The organism is Salmonella sp. 741265055_HSA, assembly GCF_046569525.1.
Lineage (GTDB): Bacteria > Pseudomonadota > Gammaproteobacteria > Enterobacterales > Enterobacteriaceae > Salmonella > Salmonella enterica.
On the sequence record NZ_JBKFSQ010000008.1, the window covers coordinates 54816 to 75503 of the forward strand.

Annotated in this window: 15 protein-coding genes and 1 pseudogene; 11 read left to right on the plus strand and 5 right to left on the minus strand. The window is 55.7% G+C overall.

The features are described from left to right. Positions 1-95 precede the first annotated feature (95 nt). Genes dppB through dppF form a run of 4 tightly spaced genes read left to right on the plus strand, consistent with a single transcriptional unit; the run spans position 96 to position 4031 of the window. On the plus strand, positions 96-1115 hold the full coding sequence (dppB, locus tag ACLD4K_RS06650) for a dipeptide ABC transporter permease DppB (RefSeq protein WP_000938843.1): 1020 nt from the start codon (positions 96-98) through the stop codon (positions 1113-1115). Between the two features lie 9 nt (positions 1116-1124). Next, positions 1125-2027 carry a dipeptide ABC transporter permease DppC gene (gene dppC / locus ACLD4K_RS06655; protein WP_000084690.1) on the plus strand — a complete coding sequence of 301 codons (903 nt, stop codon included), beginning with the start codon at positions 1125-1127 and terminating at the stop codon, positions 2025-2027. Positions 2028-2037: 10 nt separating this feature from the next. After that, a complete protein-coding gene (gene dppD, locus ACLD4K_RS06660; RefSeq protein WP_001196509.1) occupies positions 2038-3021 on the plus strand; it encodes a dipeptide ABC transporter ATP-binding protein in 984 nt (327 codons plus the stop codon). Continuing rightward, the gene (gene dppF / locus ACLD4K_RS06665) at positions 3018-4031 is read left to right on the plus strand and encodes a dipeptide ABC transporter ATP-binding subunit DppF (protein ID WP_058108000.1); all 1014 of its coding nucleotides are present in this window, start codon (positions 3018-3020) and stop codon (positions 4029-4031) included. The genes dppD and dppF overlap by 4 nt, the downstream gene beginning before the upstream one ends. Before the next feature lie 248 nt (positions 4032-4279). Here the strand turns inward: dppF and ACLD4K_RS06670 are convergent, their stop codons facing one another. Further along, positions 4280-5578, minus strand: coding sequence for an aromatic amino acid transport family protein (locus ACLD4K_RS06670; protein ID WP_411011577.1), 1299 nt, complete (start codon positions 5576-5578; stop codon positions 4280-4282). A gap of 117 nt (positions 5579-5695) precedes the next feature. Beyond that, a pseudogene (locus ACLD4K_RS06675) lies at positions 5696-5848 on the minus strand (PLP-dependent transferase); the annotation flags it as partial. A gap of 372 nt (positions 5849-6220) precedes the next feature. On the opposite strand from ACLD4K_RS06675, the gene ACLD4K_RS06680 reads away from it, so the two are divergent. After that, positions 6221-6328 (plus strand): type I toxin-antitoxin system toxin Ldr family protein, encoded by a 108-nt coding sequence (locus ACLD4K_RS06680; RefSeq protein WP_001537650.1) that lies wholly within the window; start codon positions 6221-6223, stop codon positions 6326-6328. An 81-nt stretch (positions 6329-6409) separates the two neighbouring features. Here ACLD4K_RS06680 and bcsG read toward each other — a convergent pair whose 3' ends face one another. From bcsG to bcsE, 3 genes are read right to left on the minus strand one after another with little or no spacing between them, the layout of a single operon-like run. Beyond that, positions 6410-8089, minus strand: a complete 1680-nt coding sequence (gene bcsG / locus ACLD4K_RS06685) for a cellulose biosynthesis protein BcsG (RefSeq protein WP_000192022.1) — start codon at positions 8087-8089, stop codon at positions 6410-6412. Further along, positions 8086-8277, minus strand: a complete 192-nt coding sequence (gene bcsF, locus ACLD4K_RS06690) for a cellulose biosynthesis protein BcsF (RefSeq protein ID WP_000988321.1) — start codon at positions 8275-8277, stop codon at positions 8086-8088. Before bcsF ends, bcsG begins: the two co-directional genes overlap by 4 nt. After that, entirely contained in the window at positions 8274-9845 is a 1572-nt protein-coding gene (gene bcsE, locus ACLD4K_RS06695; RefSeq protein ID WP_023197652.1) for a cellulose biosynthesis c-di-GMP-binding protein BcsE, read from the minus strand. The genes bcsF and bcsE overlap by 4 nt, the downstream gene beginning before the upstream one ends. 244 nt (positions 9846-10089) lie before the next feature. Between bcsE and bcsR the strand changes: the two genes are divergently transcribed. The 6 genes from bcsR to bcsC are packed head-to-tail and all read left to right on the plus strand — an operon-like array spanning position 10090 to position 20615. Beyond that, complete coding sequence (gene bcsR, locus ACLD4K_RS06700) at positions 10090-10293, plus strand: cellulose biosynthesis protein BcsR (protein WP_000282616.1); 204 nt, start codon at positions 10090-10092, stop codon at positions 10291-10293. After that, positions 10294-11046, plus strand: coding sequence for a cellulose biosynthesis protein BcsQ (gene bcsQ, locus ACLD4K_RS06705; RefSeq protein WP_000996118.1), 753 nt, complete (start codon positions 10294-10296; stop codon positions 11044-11046). Continuing rightward, complete coding sequence (gene bcsA / locus ACLD4K_RS06710; protein WP_411011578.1) at positions 11043-13667, plus strand: UDP-forming cellulose synthase catalytic subunit; 2625 nt, start codon at positions 11043-11045, stop codon at positions 13665-13667. Before bcsQ ends, bcsA begins: the two co-directional genes overlap by 4 nt. Positions 13668-13677: 10 nt before the next feature. Further along, complete coding sequence (gene bcsB, locus ACLD4K_RS06715; protein ID WP_411011579.1) at positions 13678-15978, plus strand: cellulose biosynthesis cyclic di-GMP-binding regulatory protein BcsB; 2301 nt, start codon at positions 13678-13680, stop codon at positions 15976-15978. Between the two features lie 3 nt (positions 15979-15981). Continuing rightward, positions 15982-17091: a cellulose synthase complex periplasmic endoglucanase BcsZ gene (gene bcsZ, locus ACLD4K_RS06720; RefSeq protein ID WP_411011580.1), complete on the plus strand. Its 1110-nt coding sequence runs from the start codon at positions 15982-15984 to the stop codon at positions 17089-17091. Further along, a complete protein-coding gene (bcsC, locus tag ACLD4K_RS06725) occupies positions 17073-20615 on the plus strand; it encodes a cellulose synthase complex outer membrane protein BcsC (protein WP_411011581.1) in 3543 nt (1180 codons plus the stop codon). Before bcsZ ends, bcsC begins: the two co-directional genes overlap by 19 nt. The last annotated feature ends 73 nt before the right edge of the window (positions 20616-20688 follow it).

The window sequence follows — 20688 nt, forward strand, 5'->3', positions numbered from 1 at the left end:
ATGCTTTATCCGCGATGCAGTTTGCGTGGGATAAGATTTGTGAGCAATACAGACTCACGGTTCCAGGCCGTGGGTCATGAGAGAGAATTCGGGTTATGTTGCAGTTCATTCTCCGACGTTTGGGACTCGTTATCCCGACGTTTATCGGTATTACCCTTCTCACCTTTGCCTTTGTCCACATGATCCCCGGCGATCCGGTGATGATCATGGCGGGTGAGCGAGGTATTTCCCCTGAGCGCCATGCTCAACTGCTGGCTGAACTCGGTCTTGATAAACCGATGTGGCAGCAGTACCTCCATTATATCTGGGGGGTGATGCATGGCGATTTAGGCATCTCGCTGAAAAGCCGAATCCCCGTGTGGGACGAGTTCGTGCCTCGCTTTAAAGCGACGCTGGAACTTGGCGTCTGCGCCATGATTTTTGCCGTCGCCGTGGGGATTCCGGTGGGCGTGCTGGCCGCAGTGAAGCGCGGTTCTATCTTCGATCACACTGCCGTTGGCCTGGCGCTGACTGGTTACTCTATGCCTATCTTCTGGTGGGGCATGATGCTGATCATGCTGGTCTCCGTCCACTGGAACCTGACGCCGGTTTCCGGGCGCGTGAGCGATATGGTGTTCCTTGATGATACCAATCCGTTGACGGGCTTTATGCTGATCGACACCGCTATCTGGGGCGAAGAGGGTAACTTTATTGATGCGCTGGCGCATATGATCCTGCCTGCGATGGTGCTCGGCACAATCCCGCTGGCCGTCATTGTGCGTATGACCCGTTCGTCGATGCTGGAAGTGCTGGGGGAGGATTACATCCGTACCGCACGCGCCAAAGGGTTGACCAGGATGCGCGTCATTATCGTCCATGCTCTGCGTAACGCCATGCTGCCAGTCGTCACCGTGATCGGCCTGCAGGTCGGGACGCTGTTGGCGGGCGCGATTCTGACAGAAACTATCTTCTCGTGGCCCGGTCTGGGGCGCTGGCTGATCGATGCGCTGCAACGCCGCGATTATCCGGTAGTGCAGGGCGGCGTGTTACTGGTAGCGACGATGATTATTCTCGTCAACCTGCTGGTAGACCTGCTGTACGGCGTGGTGAACCCGCGTATTCGGCATAAGAAGTAAGGGGCCATCATGTCACAGGTTACTGAAAATAATGTTAATGCCGCACCGGCGCCCATGACGCCATTGCGGGAGTTCTGGCACTATTTCAAACGCAATAAAGGCGCGGTCGTCGGGCTGGCGTATGTTCTCATCGTGATCCTGATTGCGGTGTTTGCCAACTTTATTGCGCCGTACAACCCGGCAGAGCAGTTCCGCGATGCGCTGCTGGCGCCGCCGGTCTGGCAGGAAGGCGGCAGTTGGGCGCATATTCTGGGAACGGATGATGTTGGTCGCGATGTCCTCTCGCGCCTGATGTATGGCGCGCGTTTGTCACTGCTGGTCGGCTGTCTGGTGGTCGTCCTGTCGCTGGTAATGGGGATTATTCTCGGCCTGGTCGCGGGCTACTTCGGCGGTCTGGTCGATAACATTATCATGCGCGTGGTCGATATTATGCTGGCCCTGCCAAGCCTGCTACTGGCGCTGGTGCTGGTGGCGATCTTCGGCCCCTCCATCGGCAACGCAGCGCTGGCGTTGACGTTTGTGGCGCTGCCGCACTATGTCCGCTTAACCCGCGCGGCGGTTCTGGTAGAGGTGAACCGCGATTATGTGACTGCCTCCCGCGTGGCGGGCGCAGGTGCGATGCGTCAAATGTTCGTCAATATTTTCCCGAATTGCCTTGCGCCGCTGATCGTTCAGGCGTCACTGGGCTTCTCTAACGCCATTCTCGATATGGCCGCCCTCGGCTTCCTGGGCATGGGCGCACAGCCGCCAACGCCGGAGTGGGGCACCATGCTCTCTGACGTATTGCAGTTCGCGCAAAGCGCCTGGTGGGTCGTGACCTTCCCGGGGCTGGCGATTCTGCTGACGGTACTGGCATTTAACCTGATGGGTGACGGTCTGCGTGACGCGCTCGATCCCAAACTGAAGCAGTAAGAGGTTCGAGATGGCGTTATTAAATGTAGATCAATTATCGGTGCACTTCGGCGACGAAGGGACACCGTTCAAAGCCGTCGACCGCATTAGCTACAGCGTGAAGCAGGGTGAGGTGGTCGGTATTGTCGGCGAGTCTGGTTCCGGCAAATCCGTCAGCTCGCTGGCGATTATGGGGCTTATCGATTACCCAGGCCGCGTGATGGCGGAAAACCTGCTCTTTAACGGACAGGATCTGAAGCGCATTTCCGAGAAGGAACGTCGCAACCTGGTGGGCGCTGAAGTGGCGATGATTTTCCAGGACCCGATGACCAGCCTCAATCCTTGCTATACCGTTGGCTTTCAGATTATGGAAGCCATCAAGGTACATCAGGGCGGGAACAAGAAAACCCGTCGTCAGCGAGCGATTGACCTGTTGAACCAGGTGGGCATTCCCGATCCGGCCTCTCGTCTGGATGTCTATCCGCACCAGCTTTCTGGCGGCATGAGTCAGCGCGTGATGATTGCGATGGCAATAGCCTGTCGACCAAAGCTGTTAATTGCTGATGAACCGACCACGGCGCTGGATGTGACCATTCAGGCGCAAATCATTGAGCTGCTGCTGGAGTTGCAGCAAAAAGAGAACATGGCGCTGGTGCTGATTACCCATGACCTGGCGCTGGTGGCGGAAGCGGCGCACAAAATTATCGTCATGTACGCCGGGCAGGTCGTCGAAACCGGCGCTGCGCAGGATATTTTCCGCGCGCCGCGTCATCCCTACACCCAGGCACTGCTACGCGCGTTGCCGGAGTTTGCGCAAGATAAAGCGCGTCTGGCGTCGCTGCCGGGCGTGGTGCCGGGGAAATATGACCGACCGACGGGCTGTCTGCTTAACCCGCGCTGCCCCTACGCCACGGACAGATGCCGTGCGGAAGAACCTGCTCTCAACCAACTGGACGATGGACGTCAGTCAAAATGTCATTACCCACTCGATGATGCCGGGAGGCCCACACTATGAGTACGCATGAGGCCACCTTGCAACAGCCGCTGTTGCGGGCTATCGACCTGAAAAAACACTATCCGGTGAAGAAGGGGATCTTTTCTCCGGAACGGCTGGTAAAAGCGCTGGACGGCGTGTCGTTTAATCTCGAACGCGGTAAAACGCTGGCCGTAGTGGGGGAGTCCGGTTGTGGAAAATCCACACTGGGTCGCCTGCTGACAATGATTGAAACGCCAACCGGCGGCGAGCTTTATTACCAGGGGCAGGATCTGCTCAAACACGATCCGCACGCCCAGAAACTACGGCGGCAGAAAATTCAGATTGTGTTTCAGAACCCCTACGGTTCCCTGAACCCACGCAAGAAAGTGGGGCAAATTCTGGAAGAGCCGTTGCTGATCAATACCAGCCTGAGTAAAGCGCAGCGTCGTGAAAAAGCGCTGGCGATGATGGCGAAGGTGGGGCTGAAAACCGAGCACTACGACCGCTATCCGCATATGTTCTCCGGCGGCCAGCGTCAGCGTATCGCTATCGCCCGCGGTCTGATGCTTGATCCGGACGTAGTGATTGCCGACGAACCGGTCTCCGCGCTCGACGTGTCGGTGCGCGCCCAGGTGCTGAACCTGATGATGGATTTGCAACAGGATATGGGGCTGTCTTATGTCTTTATCTCGCACGACCTGTCAGTGGTGGAACACATCGCCGATGAAGTAATGGTCATGTACTTAGGCCGCTGCGTGGAGAAGGGCACGAAAGACCAGATCTTCAACAACCCGCGTCATCCGTACACCCAGGCGTTGCTCTCCGCCACGCCGCGGCTGAATCCGGACGATCGCCGTGAGCGGATTAAGCTGACCGGCGAGTTGCCGAGCCCGCTGAACCCGCCGCCGGGCTGCGCCTTCAACGCCCGCTGCCGCCGTCGCTTCGGACCCTGCACGCAGTTACAGCCGCAGCTTAAAGAGTACGACGGCCAGTTGGTGGCCTGCTTTGCCGTCGATCAGGATGAAAACCCGCAGAAACCGCTGAGTTAATTGCGTTTTATGCCGGATGGCGGCTGCGCCTTATTAAGCCTACACCGTACCTGTAGGCCTGGTAAGCGTAGCGCCACGGGGCATGGCTCTCCGGTACGACTTAGAGCCTATCCCATTAGGGCTATTTTACTTGCCATTTTGGTCCTGGGCAGTGCTCAAAATCCTCACGTACTACGTGTACGCTCCGGTTTTTGCGCGCTGTCCGTGTCCAAACTGGCTGCGCCAATAACGCCTGGTGGGATAGGCTCTTATTCAATCAATTTTAATAACGGCGACAGGCACAATAATATTCCATATAACAGAATAAGCCAGGTTTTCAGGCCGCGTAATTTTTTCAGTTGCGCTACTTTATAAATCAGGAAAAAGGGAATAATACACGCGACAATGCCATAAAGCGGACTGCCTAACTGGAAAAAGACCAATACTGAGACGCGAAACGAAACCCAAATAACCAGAGTCACCACGATAAAGACACAGATTCCAGATGTCAGTAACAGTGGGTTGACGTTTTTGACATCCATAATACGACTCAATACATTCAGCACAATACCTTTAAGCGCTTCGTGAAAACCTAAATAAATACCAAAGAACGCGGTAAGTACGGCAAAAATATTGAGGATGGTAGAGGTAATGTGGATGATATGGCCAGGGATTACCTGAGCTGCCAGCGCAAGGGCGGAAATATTCTGCTCGAACGCTGATACCGCCTCTTCATGGCTAATCGAAAAGGTAAACGAGAACGAGAAAAAGAGAATAATGGCAATCAGCGTAATATAGCTAATGCGATGCGTGCGAATCGCCATCCGGGTGGCCAGCACACGGTCAGGCTCGCGCTTACGATAGGCGATGTTCATTGGGTTTAGCACCTGAATGAAGACCGCAGAAAAGAAGCAAAATGGGATAGTGAGCAGTACGTCGCGAAAGAAAACCGATGCGGCGGGAAAGGCGGAAATATTATCAAGATTCCAGTGTGGGATCATCGCAAAACCGAATATCAGAATGATCCCGACTTTCACCACCACCATCGGACCGGAAATTTTAAATAATAACTTTTCCCCGCCGGAGGCAATCGCCACCAGCACGGCGAAAATCGCGACTTTATAGATAATAGACTGCGAAAGATCGGCCTCAGTAAGGCCGAAGGTTTTGATATAGGAGGCGCTATCAAACACCACCGACAGGGAGTAAATAAACACTCCGTGGATAATCATAAGAAAATAGATTACACCGAGAAAAACGCCCCAGTTTTTGCCAAGATAGTGACTGATAATATCGGTATAATCGTCACAGGTTTCGCTTTCAGATAACGTTTTTAGATAAATATCCTGCACAATATAGGTAGCGGGATAGGCGATGATAAAAGCGGTAATAAATACCCAGATCCCCTTGAGACCGATTTGCACTGGCATTAAGACGGTACCGGCGCCGATCGCCATACCGATACACAAGAGCACCCAGCCAAAATCATATTTTGTAAACGGTAATCTCGTTGGAAGCGGTGTGGTCGTAGCGTTACTGTTATTTAATGGTAATGTGTCGTCCTGCATAGAGCCCCCTGCCCAAAATATAGGCAGCTCTCTCATAAAGAATGCTGCCTATAACCAGGCTATAGTGCCTTGATACCCGATGCGGCAAACCGGTGACAGCGGTTCGCCGAGCAATTGTCAGAATGCTGCTTTTCTGCTGGCGCGTTCAAGGTCATGAATAATATCGTCGGGATCTTCAGGTCCCGCTGAAAGACGGATAAGTTCGTCGGTAATACCTGCTTTTAGCCATTCCTCTGGCGCAACAGGCGAATATGTCATAGACGCAGGATGCTGAACGAGGGTTTCGGTATCACCGGGACTGGCCGCGAGGAGGCATAATTTACAGAATTGAGCGGCTGACTGCCAGCCTCAGAAATGCTGAATGTATTCTGGCAAATAAAAGTAACCGTCTGCGAAGCGTCACGCAGATTGCACGTTAGCGCCGTGCCGGGACGGAGATTTTGCCGTAATATCAGCAGCAAGCCGGGTTTACCCGGTGAGGCGCAATGTTGCGGGGGCTTGATCCCCGGCGGCATAGGTTGCTGGATAGAGAAAACCCCCGCACGTTGACTGGTATAAACCTGGCAACCTGACGGGGGCTAACTTGAACCTCAACACATCAAGGATAGCCGCGAACGGTTGCCATTGCAACAAGGCGGCTATATGACGCTTACGCAGTTGGGCGTGGCCTTCTGGCACGATCTGGCGGCGCCGATCATTGCTGGCATTATCGCCAGTGTGATCGTCAACTGGCTACGTGACAGGAAGTAACGCGTTTTGAGCGTCTGTCCGCCGTAATGGCAACATGCGCCCGAACCAGGCCGCAGGGGAAACCTTGCGGCCTTTTTCGGTTTACTGCGGGTAAGGCACCCAGTCGCCGCCATTCAGACGAACGTAGGGCTTACCCTGATACTGAATCACCACCGCATTAGCGTTTTCTGAAACCGGCGCGGTTTGCGGCAGATTGCTGGTCAGCTTGTTCCAGTTCACACTGTCTTCGGTAAAGAGCTTACCGTCCACGGCGCGTACGACCAGTTCGGAAATCGCCAGGTAGCTGCTCGGCTGATTAATATCAATCGGCGCGCCCTCATGCGGGGCTTTCATGCCAAAAAATTTCACGCCCGCCGGGACGTTGGTGATGGAGGGGCTGGGGATATCGCGCAGGCCAGAGATCTGCATTCTGTCGCCCTTCAGCGCGCCGCCGTGCTCCGGTACGACCACCACCATCACCTTACGCCCGGATTTCTCCAGTTCGGTAAAGAAAGCGTCCAGTTCATCGAACAGTTTCTGCGCGCGGATTTTATAATCCGCCGTTTTGCTGACGCCGGGAAAATGGTTGCCATCGTGCAGCGGCAGCAAGTTAAAGAAAGTCGCGGAGCGGGAATTGGCTTCACGTTCTTCCCCTGTCAACCAGCGGTTCAGGACCGCCAGATCGTCATATACCGGCGAGCCGTCGAATGACAGCAGGGCGGTTGGCAGGCCGGACTGGTTCATCAGTTCGCTCTGCATACCGCCGTTTTCGCGAACTTCTTTCAGGAAGCCGCCAAATTCACCGTTATGATCCATCATCAGATGCTGAGTAAAGCCCAGCTTCGCAAGATTATCAAACAGATAACATTCGTTATCGGCTGGTTGATAAAGTCGGGTATGCGATGGTTGACCACAACTGGCGCGCAGCAGACGAATGGCCGCCGGGCCGCTGTAAGACGTACCGGAATTAAAGTGTTTAAACAAAATGTCAAAGTGCGACCATAGCGGATGTGACATCAAGCCTGCCGCTTCGACATCCGACCAGGAGAGCGAACAAATATTGATGACCAATAGGTCGAACGGCTGCGCATCAGGCGGAAGTTGTGCCGGGAACGTCGTTTTCCGCTTTTCTTCCGCGGCATAGAAGGTGTTCAACCAGGCGTTCAGATTCGCGGTCGTCGGCGGCGCGGTTTGCGCAGGCATATCGCCGATGACCGGCTTATCGCCCGCTGTCGCGACGGTAGCGGCTGCATTACCGCCAGTCGTCGTCACCGTATCGGTTGGCTGGCCTGCCGGCCACAGCGTAAAAACCGGGCCGGTTAATGTCAGGACATTCAGCCATACCATGATGGCGACCACAAACACCGTGACCCGAATCCACTGTGATAAAAATAGCCAGGCAACCAGCAGTACGAAGATGGCGCCGATCATTTGCCAGTTAATAAAACGGGCGATCAGATCGAGCAGATAACCGGAGCTGAATTCCGCCACCTGCGTCCCCTGGCTCATAATGCTTTGCGGGCCGGGCAGCCAGGTATCGTGCCAGAACAGCGCGAAGCCGACGGGAATGGCAATCCAGTGGCGCAACCGGTGAAGGCGATATTTTGGTATTGGCATGAGCAGAAACGCCATGAATACCAGATTCAGTAAAGGATGAAAATTCAGATAGCCTGCCCACAGCAGGCCAAACTTGACCAGAAAATAGAAGTTCCAGCCGGAAAGGCCGCGCCAGTATTGCCAGAGCGGAGAAGGCATTGAAGGAGTTTGAGTATGCTGAGTCATTTTTTGTCTGCCTTGACTTTCGTAGCGCGGCGCAGAGTTCCGGCTGGTTTTACATAACGAGGTTTGGCAAATAGCAGCCGGGTCGTATCACTGATACGGCGTAGCGAATGACGCGCCAGATACCCCAGCGGAAAGAAAATCAGCGCGCAAAAAAGGATAATTTGCACGATATCGCTGATGGTCATCATGATGCACGCTCCGCGGTGTCGTCGAGCAATCGCAGGGGTTCAGGAATACGACGCCAGATGCGGCCATCGTGTTCGGCATTTATTACCGGGTCGGCGCGTTTTGCCAGCGGTAGCGGCGTTCCCCACAGTTCCGGCGACAATAAGCGCATCTGCACCAGCTCGGCGCTGATTTGTTTATCTTCGAACCAGACCATACGATTAGAGAAAATATCGCCCGTCGGCAAAGGGAAAATATGGTTTAACGCGGTATCCAGATCGTTGACCCGGCAGAATGATAAAAACAGCACCAGACGGTTGCCGCCGATGGTCATAATATCGCCGGTTCGGCTTGGCCGACATAATGTTAACGCCTGCTCAACCCGAATGCCCGGTACTGGGCGCAGCGCGACCAGAACGCCTTTCCCGTCGGCGGGGAGCAGGGTGTTGCTCATCATCGTATGGATGGCATCGCAAAAGGTATCCCACGGCTGAAAACCGCGCAGTTTCAACGGCTGCGTCATCGACAGTAGCGTGGTGATGTCTTCCGGTACGTAACGGCTGAACTGCTGCCCCTGCACGCTTTCAATAAGCGTCAGACAGCGTGAAAGCGGGGCGTTCCAGGGAATGATCATATTCGCGCCGCAGCCCAGCAGCAGGCGCTCATCGGTGGCGCGCAAACTGGCGATATTTTCGCGCACGACAATTTTCAGCGCGCTTCCCCGCTGGCGTCGCAAAGTATGAATGCGACGAGCAAGCGGCTCGATTTGGTTGTTCTGTGTAAGCGAAAAAATAATTGTCGCGGCCTGCGCCGTGCGCGCGTCGTTGAATAGCGCTTCGTTATTGTCGAAAAGCGTCCAGTGTTCCGAGAGCGGCGGCGCGCCTTCAAGGACGGCGACGTGGCTAAGAATGCGTTTTTCGTCGCTACGCGGCTGAATTGCCGTCTCCTCCTGATGGGATAGCGTCCAGCGTTCGTCCTGCTGACACAGCAATAACTGCTGGCGGGCGCTGACGCCTTTTTCGTTACACCAGAAGGCAATATCGAACAAATGTTGGTCGCCCTGAAAACGTAAACTGGCGAGGCCGAAAAGTGAGCGATACTCGCCCATCAACAACGAGGACTGTTTATCGCTATTATTACAAGGGTTAATAACCAACAATGAACAGTGATGAAAACGAGTCCATTTATTCATTTTTTCCAGCCATTTATGCAGGCTTTCTGACGTTATATTCCGCCACGTGTTATTTGCACAAATAAGAATGAAAAAGTAATGCGTCGGGTTAACAGAACAAAGCAAATCGTGGGGCAAAGAGTATAGCCCTTTTTCTGAATCCGGCATGGTAAATAAGCGGATTTTCTCCGGACCGTGAGATTCATCTAATTTGATTACTTTGCCAGGATCGCCTTCCATGCCGATGACGGCGACATTTGCATTCTCCGTTTGTGACGCAATCGTTTGATTCACCAGGCTGATGGCATCTTGCTGGCGATCGGCGTTAACCCACCAGACGCCGCCGGTTGGCATATGGCGCAGTTCATCCCATAATGATGAGATGCCGAGAGAAAATACGGGGTCCACAGTGTCCCTCATGTCACTATTTTAACTGTTTATCAGTTTACTAGCGAAAGCACAAAAATAAACCTAACATTGAAATTAAAACGCATCAGATTTAGCATGTGAATCAATTTGTCCGGCAGGATGCCCTGTAACTCTGCGCTTTGCATTTTTACACATTATAAATGATGTCACGGAAAGATGAAAAATGCGCGTTCTCCCGTATTGACGACGGGGCGTAATGCTGCCAGTGAGAAATATTTAAAAAGGAGCAACCAGAATGTATAACAATGAACCTGGCGCTCAGTCCGATCCAACATTGGGCTACACTTTTCAAAATGATTTTCTGGCATTAAGCCAGGCGTTTTCACTACCCGAAATAGATTATACCGATATTTCCCAACGCGAACAGTTGGCGGCGGCGATTAAAAGATGGCCACTCCTGGCTGAATTTGCGCAACCACATTCATTAAGGAAGCCATGAATGGCGATTCTGGGACTGCAGGGCGTGCGCGGCGGGGTGGGAACTACATCTCTCACCGCAGCACTCGCCTGGGCGTTACAAATCTTAGGGGAAAATGTCCTGGTGATTGACGCCAGCCCCGATAACCTGCTGCGCATGTCGTTTAACGTCGACTTCGTCCATCAGGGCGGTTGGGCGCGATCATTGCTGGACGGCCAGGACTGGCGCGATGCCGGGTTACGTTATACCTCGCAGCTTGATCTACTGCCGTTTGGACAGCTCACCGCGCAAGAGCGGGAAAATCCGCAGGCCTGGCAGGAGACGCTGGGAGAGATCGGATCGGCTATCCAGGCGCTGAAAGCGAGCGGGCGTTATAGCTGGATTTTACTGGACTTGCCCTACGGCGCGTCACCGCTGACACGGCAGTTGGTGAGCCTCTGCGACCATACGCTGGCGATAGCCCAGGTTGACGCTAACTGCCATATTCGCCTTCATCAGCAGGCGTTGCCTGCCGGAGCGCATATTCTGATCAATGACTTACGCATTGGCAGTCAGTTACAGGACGATCTGTACCAGGTCTGGCTGCAAAGCCAGCGTCGGTTGTTGCCCATTGTGATCCATCGCGATGAGGCGATGGCGGAGTGTATGGCGTCGAAACAGCCGTTAGGCGAATATCGCAGCGATTCGTTAGCCGCCGAAGAGGTGTTAACGCTGGCGAACTGGTGCCTGCTGCATGATGCGGGCGACAAAACGTCCGCCGGGAGCCTGCGATGAGCGCCCTTTCCCGGTGGCTGCTTATCCCGCCGGTTAGCGCGCGCTTGAGCGAGCGCTATCAGGGTTACCGCCGCCACGGCGCGTCGCCGTTTAGCGCAGCGCTCGGCTGCCTGTGGATGATTCTGGCGTGGATAGTGTTTCCGCTTGAGCATCCGCGCTGGCAGCGTATTCGCGACGGGCATAAAGCGCTTTATCCGCATATCAATGCCGCCCGCCCGCGCCCGCTGGACCCGGCCCGTTACCTCATTCAGACCCTCTGGCTGGTGATGATCTCGTCGACTAAAGAACGTCATGAACCGCGCTGGCGGTCATTTGCGCGCCTGAAGGACGTTCGTGGACGTTACCATCAATGGATGGGTACCTTACCGGAACGGGTGCGCCAAAAGACAACGCATCTGGAAAAGGAAAAAGAGCTGGGACATCTTAGCAACGGCGCCCGGCGTTTTATTCTGGGCGTTATCGTGACTTTTTCACTGATACTGGCGCTGATCTGTATTACGCAGCCATTTAACCCGCTATCGCAATTTATCTTTCTGCTATTGCTGTGGGGCGTTGCGCTGTTGGTACGACGTATGCCGGGACGCTTTTCCGCGCTGATGCTCATCGTGCTGTCGCTAACGGTCTCCTGTCGTTATATCTGGTGGCGCTATACCTCGACGCTAAATTGGGACGACCCGGTCAGTCTGGTGTGCGGGCTGATTCTGCTGTTTGCGGAAACCTACGCCTGGATTGTGCTGGTGCTGGGGTACTTCCAGGTGGTGTGGCCGTTAAATCGTCAACCGGTGCCGTTGCCGAAAGAGATGTCGCAGTGGCCGACGGTGGATATTTTTGTACCGACCTATAACGAAGACCTTAACGTGGTCAAAAATACCATTTACGCTTCGCTTGGCATTGACTGGCCGAAGGACAAGCTGAATATCTGGATCCTTGATGACGGCGGGCGCGAATCATTTCGTCAGTTTGCCCGACATGTTGGCGTGCATTACATTGCCCGCGCTACGCATGAACACGCCAAAGCCGGCAACATCAACAATGCGCTAAAACACGCGAAAGGCGAGTTTGTGGCAATCTTCGATTGCGACCATGTGCCGACGCGCTCGTTTCTGCAAATGACAATGGGCTGGTTCCTGAAAGAGAAACAGCTGGCGATGATGCAGACGCCGCATCATTTTTTCTCCCCGGACCCGTTTGAGCGCAACCTGGGACGTTTTCGTAAAACGCCTAACGAAGGCACGCTGTTTTACGGACTGGTGCAGGACGGTAACGATATGTGGGACGCCACTTTCTTTTGCGGATCGTGCGCGGTGATTCGCCGTAAGCCGCTGGATGAGATTGGCGGTATCGCCGTTGAGACGGTGACGGAAGATGCGCATACTTCGCTCCGGCTGCACCGGCGAGGTTATACCTCAGCGTATATGCGCATTCCGCAGGCGGCGGGGCTGGCGACGGAAAGCCTGTCGGCGCATATCGGGCAGCGTATTCGTTGGGCGCGGGGCATGGTGCAAATTTTCCGCCTCGATAACCCTCTGTTTGGTAAAGGATTAAAACTGGCGCAGCGGCTGTGCTACCTCAACGCGATGTTCCATTTCTTGTCCGGCATTCCGCGCCTGATCTTTCTGACCGCGCCGCTGGCTTTTCTGCTGCTGCACGCCTATATCATTTATGCGCCTGCGTTGATGATTGCGCTATTTGTGATACCGCACATGGTCCACGCCAGTCTGACTAACTCGAAGATTCAGGGCAAGTATCGTCACTCTTTCTGGAGCGAAATCTATGAAACGGTACTGGCATGGTATATCGCACCGCCGACTCTGGTCGCGTTGATCAATCCGCACAAAGGGAAATTTAACGTCACGGCGAAAGGCGGGCTGGTGGAAGAGAAGTACGTCGACTGGGTAATCTCGCGTCCGTATATCTTCCTTGTCTTGCTTAACCTGCTCGGCGTGGCGGCGGGCGTATGGCGATACTATTACGGGCCGGAAAATGAAACGCTGACCGTCATCGTTAGCCTGGTGTGGGTCTTCTACAACCTGGTCATTCTCGGCGGCGCGGTTGCGGTTTCGGTAGAGAGTAAACAGGTCAGGCGCGCGCATCGGGTCGAGATTGCCATGCCGGGGGCCATCGCCCGCGAAGATGGACATTTGTTCTCCTGTACCGTACATGACTTCTCCGACGGCGGGTTAGGCATCAAGATCAACGGTCAGGCGCAGGTGCTGGAAGGGCAGAAAGTGAATCTGTTGCTTAAACGCGGGCAGCAGGAATATGTCTTTCCAACGCAGGTGGTGCGCGTAACGGGCAATGAGGTCGGGCTACAACTGATGCCGCTCACCACCAAACAACATATTGATTTTGTGCAGTGTACCTTCGCGCGCGCCGATACGTGGGCGCTTTGGCAAGATAGCTTCCCGGAAGATAAACCGCTGGAAAGCTTGCTGGATATTCTGAAGCTGGGCTTCCGCGGATATCGCCACCTCGCGGAATTCGCGCCGCCTTCAGTAAAAGTAATTTTCCGATCGTTGACGGCGTTAATTGCCTGGATTGTATCGTTTATTCCGCGTCGCCCGGAGCGGCAAGCGGCGATACAGCCGTCGGATCGGGTTATGGCTCAGGCTCAACAATGATGATAATGCGATGAAAAGAAAATTGTCCTGGATGTGTGCGGCGGTAATAGGATTAAGCGCGTTTCCTGCTTTCATGACGGCGGCGGCGCCTGCTACGCCGCCATTGATAAATGCTGAACCCACCGAGCCTGCGCCGTCGCCCGCAATTCAGGCGCCAGTCGTGGCGCAGACCGCGCCTTCGCGCGAGGTCAAGCTGACCTTTGCGCAAATCGCGCCGCCGCCGGGTAGTATGGCGCTGCGTGGCGTTAACCCTAACGGCGGCATTGAATTTGGTATGCGCAGCGATGAAGTGGCGTCGAAAGCGGTGCTGAATCTGGAATATACGCCCTCGCCGTCGCTTCTGCCGGTTCAGTCGCAGCTTAAGGTTTATCTCAATGATGAACTGATGGGCGTACTGCCGGTGACAAAAGAGCAGTTGGGGAAAAAGACGCTGGCGCAGGTACCTATCAATCCGCTATTTATCACCGACTTTAACCGGGTGCGGCTGGAGTTTGTCGGCCACTATCGCGACGTGTGTGAAAACCCGGCCAGCAGTACTCTGTGGTTAGACATCGGGCGAAATAGCGCCCTGGATCTGACCTATAACATGCTGGCGGTGAATAACGATCTGTCCCACTTCCCGGTGCCGTTTTTCGACCCGCGGGATAACCGTCCGGTGACGTTGCCGATAGTGTTTGCTGACATGCCGGATCTGGCGCAGCAGCAGGCGGCTTCTATTGTCGCGTCCTGGTTTGGCTCGCGGGCGGGCTGGCGCGGTCAGCGCTTCCCGGTGTTGTATAATCACCTGCCGGATCGCAATGCGATCGTGTTCGCCACCAACGATCGACGCCCCGATTTCCTGCGCGATCATCCTGCGGTTAACGCGCCGGTTATTGAGATGATGAACCATCCGGATAATCCGTATGTGAAGTTGCTGGTTGTGTTTGGTCGAGATGATAAAGACCTGTTGCAGGCGGCAAAAGGTATCGCGCAAGGGAATATTCTCTTCCGTGGTTCCAGCGTGGTGGTCAACGATGTAAAACCGCTACTGGCGCGCAAACCGTATGATGCGCCGAACTGGGTGCGAACCGATCGTCCGGTCACTTTTGGCGAGCTGAAAACCTACGAAGAGCAGTTCCAGTCGAGTGGGCTGGAGCCGGCGCCCATCAACGTTTCTTTGAATCTACCGCCGGACCTCTATTTGCTGCGTAGCAACGGTATTGATATGGATCTCAACTACCGTTATACCTCGCCGCCGACCAAAGACAGTTCGCGGCTGGACATCAGTCTGAATAACCAGTTCCTGCAAGCCTTTAGCCTTAACAGCACGCAGGAAACTAATCGACTCCTGTTGCGCCTGCCGGTACTTCAGGGACTGCTGGATGGTAAAACGGATGTGTCTATTCCGGCGCTCAAACTGGGGGCGATGAACCAACTACGTTTTGACTTCCGCTACATGAACCCGATGCCGGGCGGGTCGGTGGACAACTGTATTACCTTCCAGCCGGTACCGAATCATGTGGTGATAGGGGATGACTCCACTATCGATTTTTCGAAATATTACCACTTTATTGCGATGCCGGATTTACGCGCGTTCGCCAATGCGGGTTTCCCGTTCAGCCGGATGGCCGACCTGTCTGACACGCTGGCGGTGATGCCGAAGACCCCAACCGAAGCGCAAATGGAAACGCTGCTGAATACGGTCGGCGCCATTGGCGGGCAGACCGGTTTCCCGGCAATTAATCTTACAATCACCGATGATAGCGCTCAGATAGCCGACAAAGACGCCGATCTGCTGATTATTGGCGCTATTCCGGACAAGCTAAAAGACGATCAGCGTATCGATCTGTTGGTGCAGGCGACACAAAGCTGGGTAAAAACCCCAATGCGGCAGACCGCTTTCCCGTCGATTATGCCGGATGAGGCCGATCGCGCGGCGGATGCGCAGTCCACCGTCACCGCCAGCGGCCCGATGGCGGTGGTGGTGGGCTTCCAGTCGCCGTTTAATGATCAGCGCAGCGTGATTGCTCTGCTGGCTGACAGCCCGCGCGGTTACCAGCTACTGAACGACGCCGTGAATGACAGCGGTAAACGCGCCGCGATGTTTGGTTCCGTGACGGTGATCCGCGAGTCCGGCGTTCACAGTCTGCGCGTTGGCGATATCTATTACGTCGGACATCTGCCGTGGTTTGAGCGGCTGTGGTATGCGCTGGCGAATCACCCGGTGCTGCTGGCGGTACTGGCGGCTCTCAGTGTGGTATTACTGGCGTGGGTATTGTGGCGTCTGCTACGTATTCTCAGTCGCCGTCGTCTCGACCCTGACCATGAGTAATGCATGATGACTATGCTGCGCGGATGGATAACGATGATCGTCATGCTGACGGCAATAAATGCGCAGGCGGCCTGTAGCTGGCCTGCGTGGGAACAGTTCAAGAAAGATTACATTAGCCAGCAGGGACGCGTTATCGATCCGGGCGATGCGCGAAAAATTACCACCTCCGAAGGGCAAAGCTACGCCATGTTCTTTGCCCTGGCGGCGAACGATCGACCGGCGTTCGCGCAACTGTTTAACTGGACGCAAAACAATCTGGCGCAGGGATCTCTGCGTGAACATCTGCCCGCCTGGCTGTGGGGGCAAAAAGATCCCGACACCTGGTCGGTGCTGGACAGCAACTCCGCGTCCGACGGCGATATCTGGATGGCATGGTCGCTGTTGGAGGCCGGTCGTCTGTGGAAAGAGACGCGTTATACCGAGGTGGGCACGGCGTTGCTAAAACGCATCGCCCGCGAAGAGATCGTGAATGTGCCGGGGCTGGGCTCAATGCTGCTACCTGGCAAAATCGGCTTTGCCGAGGTGAATAGCTGGCGTTTTAACCCAAGCTATCTGCCGCCGCAGTTGGCGCAATACTTTAGCCGTTTTGGCGCGCCGTGGTCGACGCTACGGGAAACCAATTTGCGGCTTTTGCTGGAAACCGCGCCGAAAGGTTTCTCGCCGGACTGGGTGCGTTATGAAAGCAAGCAAGGCTGGCAGTTGAAAGCGGAAAAGACGCTGATCAGTAGCTACGATGCGATTCGCGTCTATTTATGGGCGGGAATGATGCATGATGACGATCCGCAAAAAGCGCGTTTACTGGCGCGATTTAAACCGATGGCGACGTTAACGATGAAAAACGGCGTTCCACCGGAGAAAGTGGATGTCGTCAGCGGGAACGCACAAGGGACGGGGCCGGTCGGGTTTTCCGCCGCCTTACTGCCTTTCCTGCAAAATCGCGACGCCCAGGCCGTGCAGCGACAGCGGGTCGCAGACCATTTTCCTGGCAGCGATGCCTATTACAACTATGTGCTGACTCTCTTTGGACAAGGCTGGGATCAGCACCGTTTTCGCTTCACCGTCAAAGGTGAATTATTACCTGACTGGGGCCAGGAATGCGTAAGTTCACGTTAAGTCTCATGCACGCTTTTTTGCCGGCTGGCGGTCGAAACGCCTTACCTGGCAAAAGGGGCGTTTCTCGGGCATTATTGGGTTTATCGCTTGGTATGGCGCTAACACCGCTTGCCGGCGCAGCGACCTCCGCGCAGCAACAGTTGCTGGAGCAGGTTCGGCTGGGCGAGGCCACGCACCGTGAGGACTTAGTCCGTCAGTCGCTCTATCGCCTGGAGCTGATCGACCCCAATGATCCACAGGTTATCGCTGCCCGTTTCCGCTATCTGTTGCGCCAGGGGGATAGCGACGGGGCACAGAAGCTACTTGACCGGCTGGCGCAACTGGCGCCGGAGTCGACGGCGTATCAATCTTCCCGCACCGCGATGCTGCTCTCCACGCCGCAAGGACGCCAGTCTTTGCAGGAGGCGCGTTTACTGGCGACGACCGGCCATACTGAACAAGCGATCGCCAGCTACGACAAGTTGTTTAAAGGTTATCCGCCGGAGGGCGAACTGGCGGTCGAATACTGGACGACCGTGGCGAAATTGCCCGCCCGCCGTCACGAAGCGATTAACCAGCTACAGAAAATCAATGCCGTCAGTCCGGGTAATAACGCTCTGCAAAATGCGCTGGCGCAACTGTTGTTCGCCAGCGGGCGGCGCGATGAGGGATTTGCGGTGCTAAAACAGATGGCGAAATCCAGTACGGGACGCAGCGCGGCCTCCGCCATCTGGTACCAGCAGATAAAAGATCTCCCGGTGAGCGACGCCAGCGTAAAAGCGTTGCAAGACTATCTGACGCAGTTTAGCGAAGGCGATAGCGTGTCTGCCGCCCGCGCCCAGCTTAGCGAGCAGCAAAAACAGTTAGCCGATCCGGCGTTCCGTGCGCGCTCGCAGGGCATCGCGGCGGTTAATGCCGGAGAAGGCGGCAACGCCATTGCGCAATTGCAGCAGGCGGTGAGCGCCCGGCAGGACGACAGCGAGGCGGTCGGCGCGCTGGGGCAGGCATACTCACAGCGTGGCGATCGCGCCCGCGCCGTCGCGCAGTTTGAAAAGGCGCTGGCGATGGCGCCGCACAGCAGCAGCCGCGATAAGTGGGAGAGTCTGCTGAAGGTCAATCGCTACTGGCTGTTAATTCAGCAGGGCGACGCGGCCTTAAAAGCGAATAATCTGGCCCAGGCGGAGCGTTTCTATCAGCAGGCGCGAGCAGTGGATAACACCGACAGCTACGCGGTGCTGGGGCTGGGGGATGTGGCGATGGCGCGCAAAGATAATGCCGCCGCCGAACGTTATTATCAGCAGACGCTGCGTATGGATAGCGGTAATACCAATGCTGTACGCGGGCTGGCGAATCTTTATCGCCAGCAGTCGCCGCAAAAAGCCGCCGCGTTTATCGCTTCTCTTTCCGCCAGCCAGCGGCGCAGTATCGACGATATCGAACGCAGTCTGGAAAATGACCGTCTGGCGCAGCAGGCGGAAACGCTGGAAAGCGAGGGCAAATGGGCGCAGGCCGCAGAACTGCACCGTCGTCGGCTGGCATTAGATCCGGGGAGCGTGTGGGTGACGTACCGACTGTCACGCGATCTGTGGCAGGCCGGGCAGCACGCCCAGGCCGATGCGCAAATGCGCTCTCTGGCGCAGCAGAAGCCAAACGATCCGGAACAGGTCTATGCTTATGGGCTTTATCTTTCCGGCAGCGATCGGGACCGGGCGGCGCTGGCGCATCTCAATACCCTGCCGACCAGCCAGTGGAACAGCAATATTCAGGAACTGGCGGGCCGATTGCAAAGTAACCAGGTGCTGGAAAGCGCTAACCGCTTGCGCGATAGCGGCAAAGAACGCGAAGCGGAAGCGTTGTTACGTCAGCAGCCGCCCTCTACGCGCATTGCGTTAACGTTGGCGGACTGGGCGCAGCAGCGTGGCGATAATGCGGCGGCCCGCGCCGCTTATGACGCCGTTCTGGCGCGGGAACCGGGTAATGTCGATGCCATGCTGGGGCGGGTGGAAATCGACATCGCACAGGGCGATAACGCCGCGGCGCGCGCTCAACTGGCGGCGCTGCCTGCGTCGCAAATCACCTCTATTAACATGCAGCGCCGCGTCGCGCTGGCGCAGCTCCAGCTTGGCGATATCACGGCGGCGGCGCGGACCTTCAACCGCATTACGCCGCAGGCAAAAGCACAGCCGCCATCAATGGAAAGCGCGATGGTATTGCGTGACGCCGCCGCTTTTCAGGCGCAAACGGGCGAGCCGCAGCGGGCGCTGGAGACCTACAAAGAGGCAATGGTCGCCGCGGCGATTACGCCGGTTCGTCCCCAGGATAACGATACCTTTACCCGCCTGACGCGCAATGATGAAAAAGATGACTGGCTAAAACGCGGCGTGCGTAGCGATGCGGCGGAGTTGTACCGTCAGCAGGATCTCAATGTCACGTTGGCGCACGATTATTGGGGGTCGAGCGGGACTGGCGGCTACTCCGATCTGAAGGCGCATACCACGATGCTTCAGGTGGATGCGCCCTGGTCGGACGGACGGGCGTTCTTTCGTACTGATATGGTGAATATGGATGTTGGCCGCTTCTCTACGGATGCGGATGGAAAATACGATAATAACTGGGGTACCTGTACGCTGGAGAAATGCAGCGGACATCGTAGCCAGGCCGATACGGGCGCGAGCGTGGCGGTCGGCTGGCAGAATGAGACCTGGCGCTGGGATATCGGCACGACGCCGATGGGCTTTAATGTCGTTGATGTGGTCGGCGGCATCAGCTATAGCGACGATATCGGGCCGTTGGGTTATACCCTGAACGCGCATCGTCGCCCGATTTCCAGCTCGCTGCTGGCGTTTGGCGGGCAAAAGGACGCCAGCAGCAATACCGGCACCAAATGGGGCGGCGTGCGGGCCAACGGCGGCGGCGTCAGTCTCAGCTATGATAAAGGCGAAGCAAACGGTGTCTGGGCGTCGCTTGGCGGCGACCAGTTGAGCGGTAAAAATGTGGAAGATAACTGGCGTGTGCGCTGGATGACCGGTTATTACTATAAGGTGATTAACGAGAATAACCGCCGCGTTACCGTCGGGCTGAATAACATGATCTGGCATTACGACAAAGATCTGAGCGGTTATTCACTGGGTCAGGGCGGTTATTATAGCCCGCAGGAATACCTGTCGTTTGCGGTGCCGGTGATGTGGCGGCAGCGTACGGAAAACTGGTCGTGGGAGCTAGGCGGCTCGGTATCCTGGTCGCACTCCCGCACCCGTACCATGCCGCGTTATCCGCTGATGAATTTGATCCCGGCGGATTATCAGGAGGATGCGCGTGACCAGACCAACGGCGGCGGCAGCAGCCAGGGATTTGGCTATACCGCGCGGGCGCTCATTGAACGCCGGGTCACTGCCAACTGGTTTGTGGGTACGTCTGTCGATATTCAGCAGGCGAAAGATTATACCCCCAGTCATCTGCTGCTGTATGTCCGTTATTCCGCGGCGGGCTGGCAGGGGGATATGGATTTACCGCCGCGGCCTCTGGTGCCTTACGCTGACTGGTAATTATCGCGTCAGGCCTACGTATTGACAGGCGCCGTAGGCCTGAGAAGCGCAGCGCCATCAGACGCTATTATTA

Bases quoted from the DNA above. Each gene is read 5' to 3' on its own strand.
- dppB (WP_000938843.1), top strand. From the start codon at position 96: ATGTTGCAGTTCATTCTCCGACGTTTGGGACTCGTTATCCCGACGTTT.
- dppC (WP_000084690.1), top strand. From the start codon at position 1,125: ATGTCACAGGTTACTGAAAATAATGTTAATGCCGCACCGGCGCCCATG.
- dppD (WP_001196509.1), top strand. From the start codon at position 2,038: ATGGCGTTATTAAATGTAGATCAATTATCGGTGCACTTCGGCGACGAA.
- dppF (WP_058108000.1), top strand. From the start codon at position 3,018: ATGAGTACGCATGAGGCCACCTTGCAACAGCCGCTGTTGCGGGCTATC.
- ACLD4K_RS06670 (WP_411011577.1), bottom strand. From the start codon at position 5,578: ATGCAGGACGACACATTACCATTAAATAACAGTAACGCTACGACCACA.
- ACLD4K_RS06680 (WP_001537650.1), top strand. From the start codon at position 6,221: ATGACGCTTACGCAGTTGGGCGTGGCCTTCTGGCACGATCTGGCGGCG.
- bcsG (WP_000192022.1), bottom strand. From the start codon at position 8,089: ATGACTCAGCATACTCAAACTCCTTCAATGCCTTCTCCGCTCTGGCAA.
- bcsF (WP_000988321.1), bottom strand. From the start codon at position 8,277: ATGATGACCATCAGCGATATCGTGCAAATTATCCTTTTTTGCGCGCTG.
- bcsE (WP_023197652.1), bottom strand. From the start codon at position 9,845: ATGAGGGACACTGTGGACCCCGTATTTTCTCTCGGCATCTCATCATTA.
- bcsR (WP_000282616.1), top strand. From the start codon at position 10,090: ATGTATAACAATGAACCTGGCGCTCAGTCCGATCCAACATTGGGCTAC.
- bcsQ (WP_000996118.1), top strand. From the start codon at position 10,294: ATGGCGATTCTGGGACTGCAGGGCGTGCGCGGCGGGGTGGGAACTACA.
- bcsA (WP_411011578.1), top strand. From the start codon at position 11,043: ATGAGCGCCCTTTCCCGGTGGCTGCTTATCCCGCCGGTTAGCGCGCGC.
- bcsB (WP_411011579.1), top strand. From the start codon at position 13,678: ATGAAAAGAAAATTGTCCTGGATGTGTGCGGCGGTAATAGGATTAAGC.
- bcsZ (WP_411011580.1), top strand. From the start codon at position 15,982: ATGATGACTATGCTGCGCGGATGGATAACGATGATCGTCATGCTGACG.
- bcsC (WP_411011581.1), top strand. From the start codon at position 17,073: ATGCGTAAGTTCACGTTAAGTCTCATGCACGCTTTTTTGCCGGCTGGC.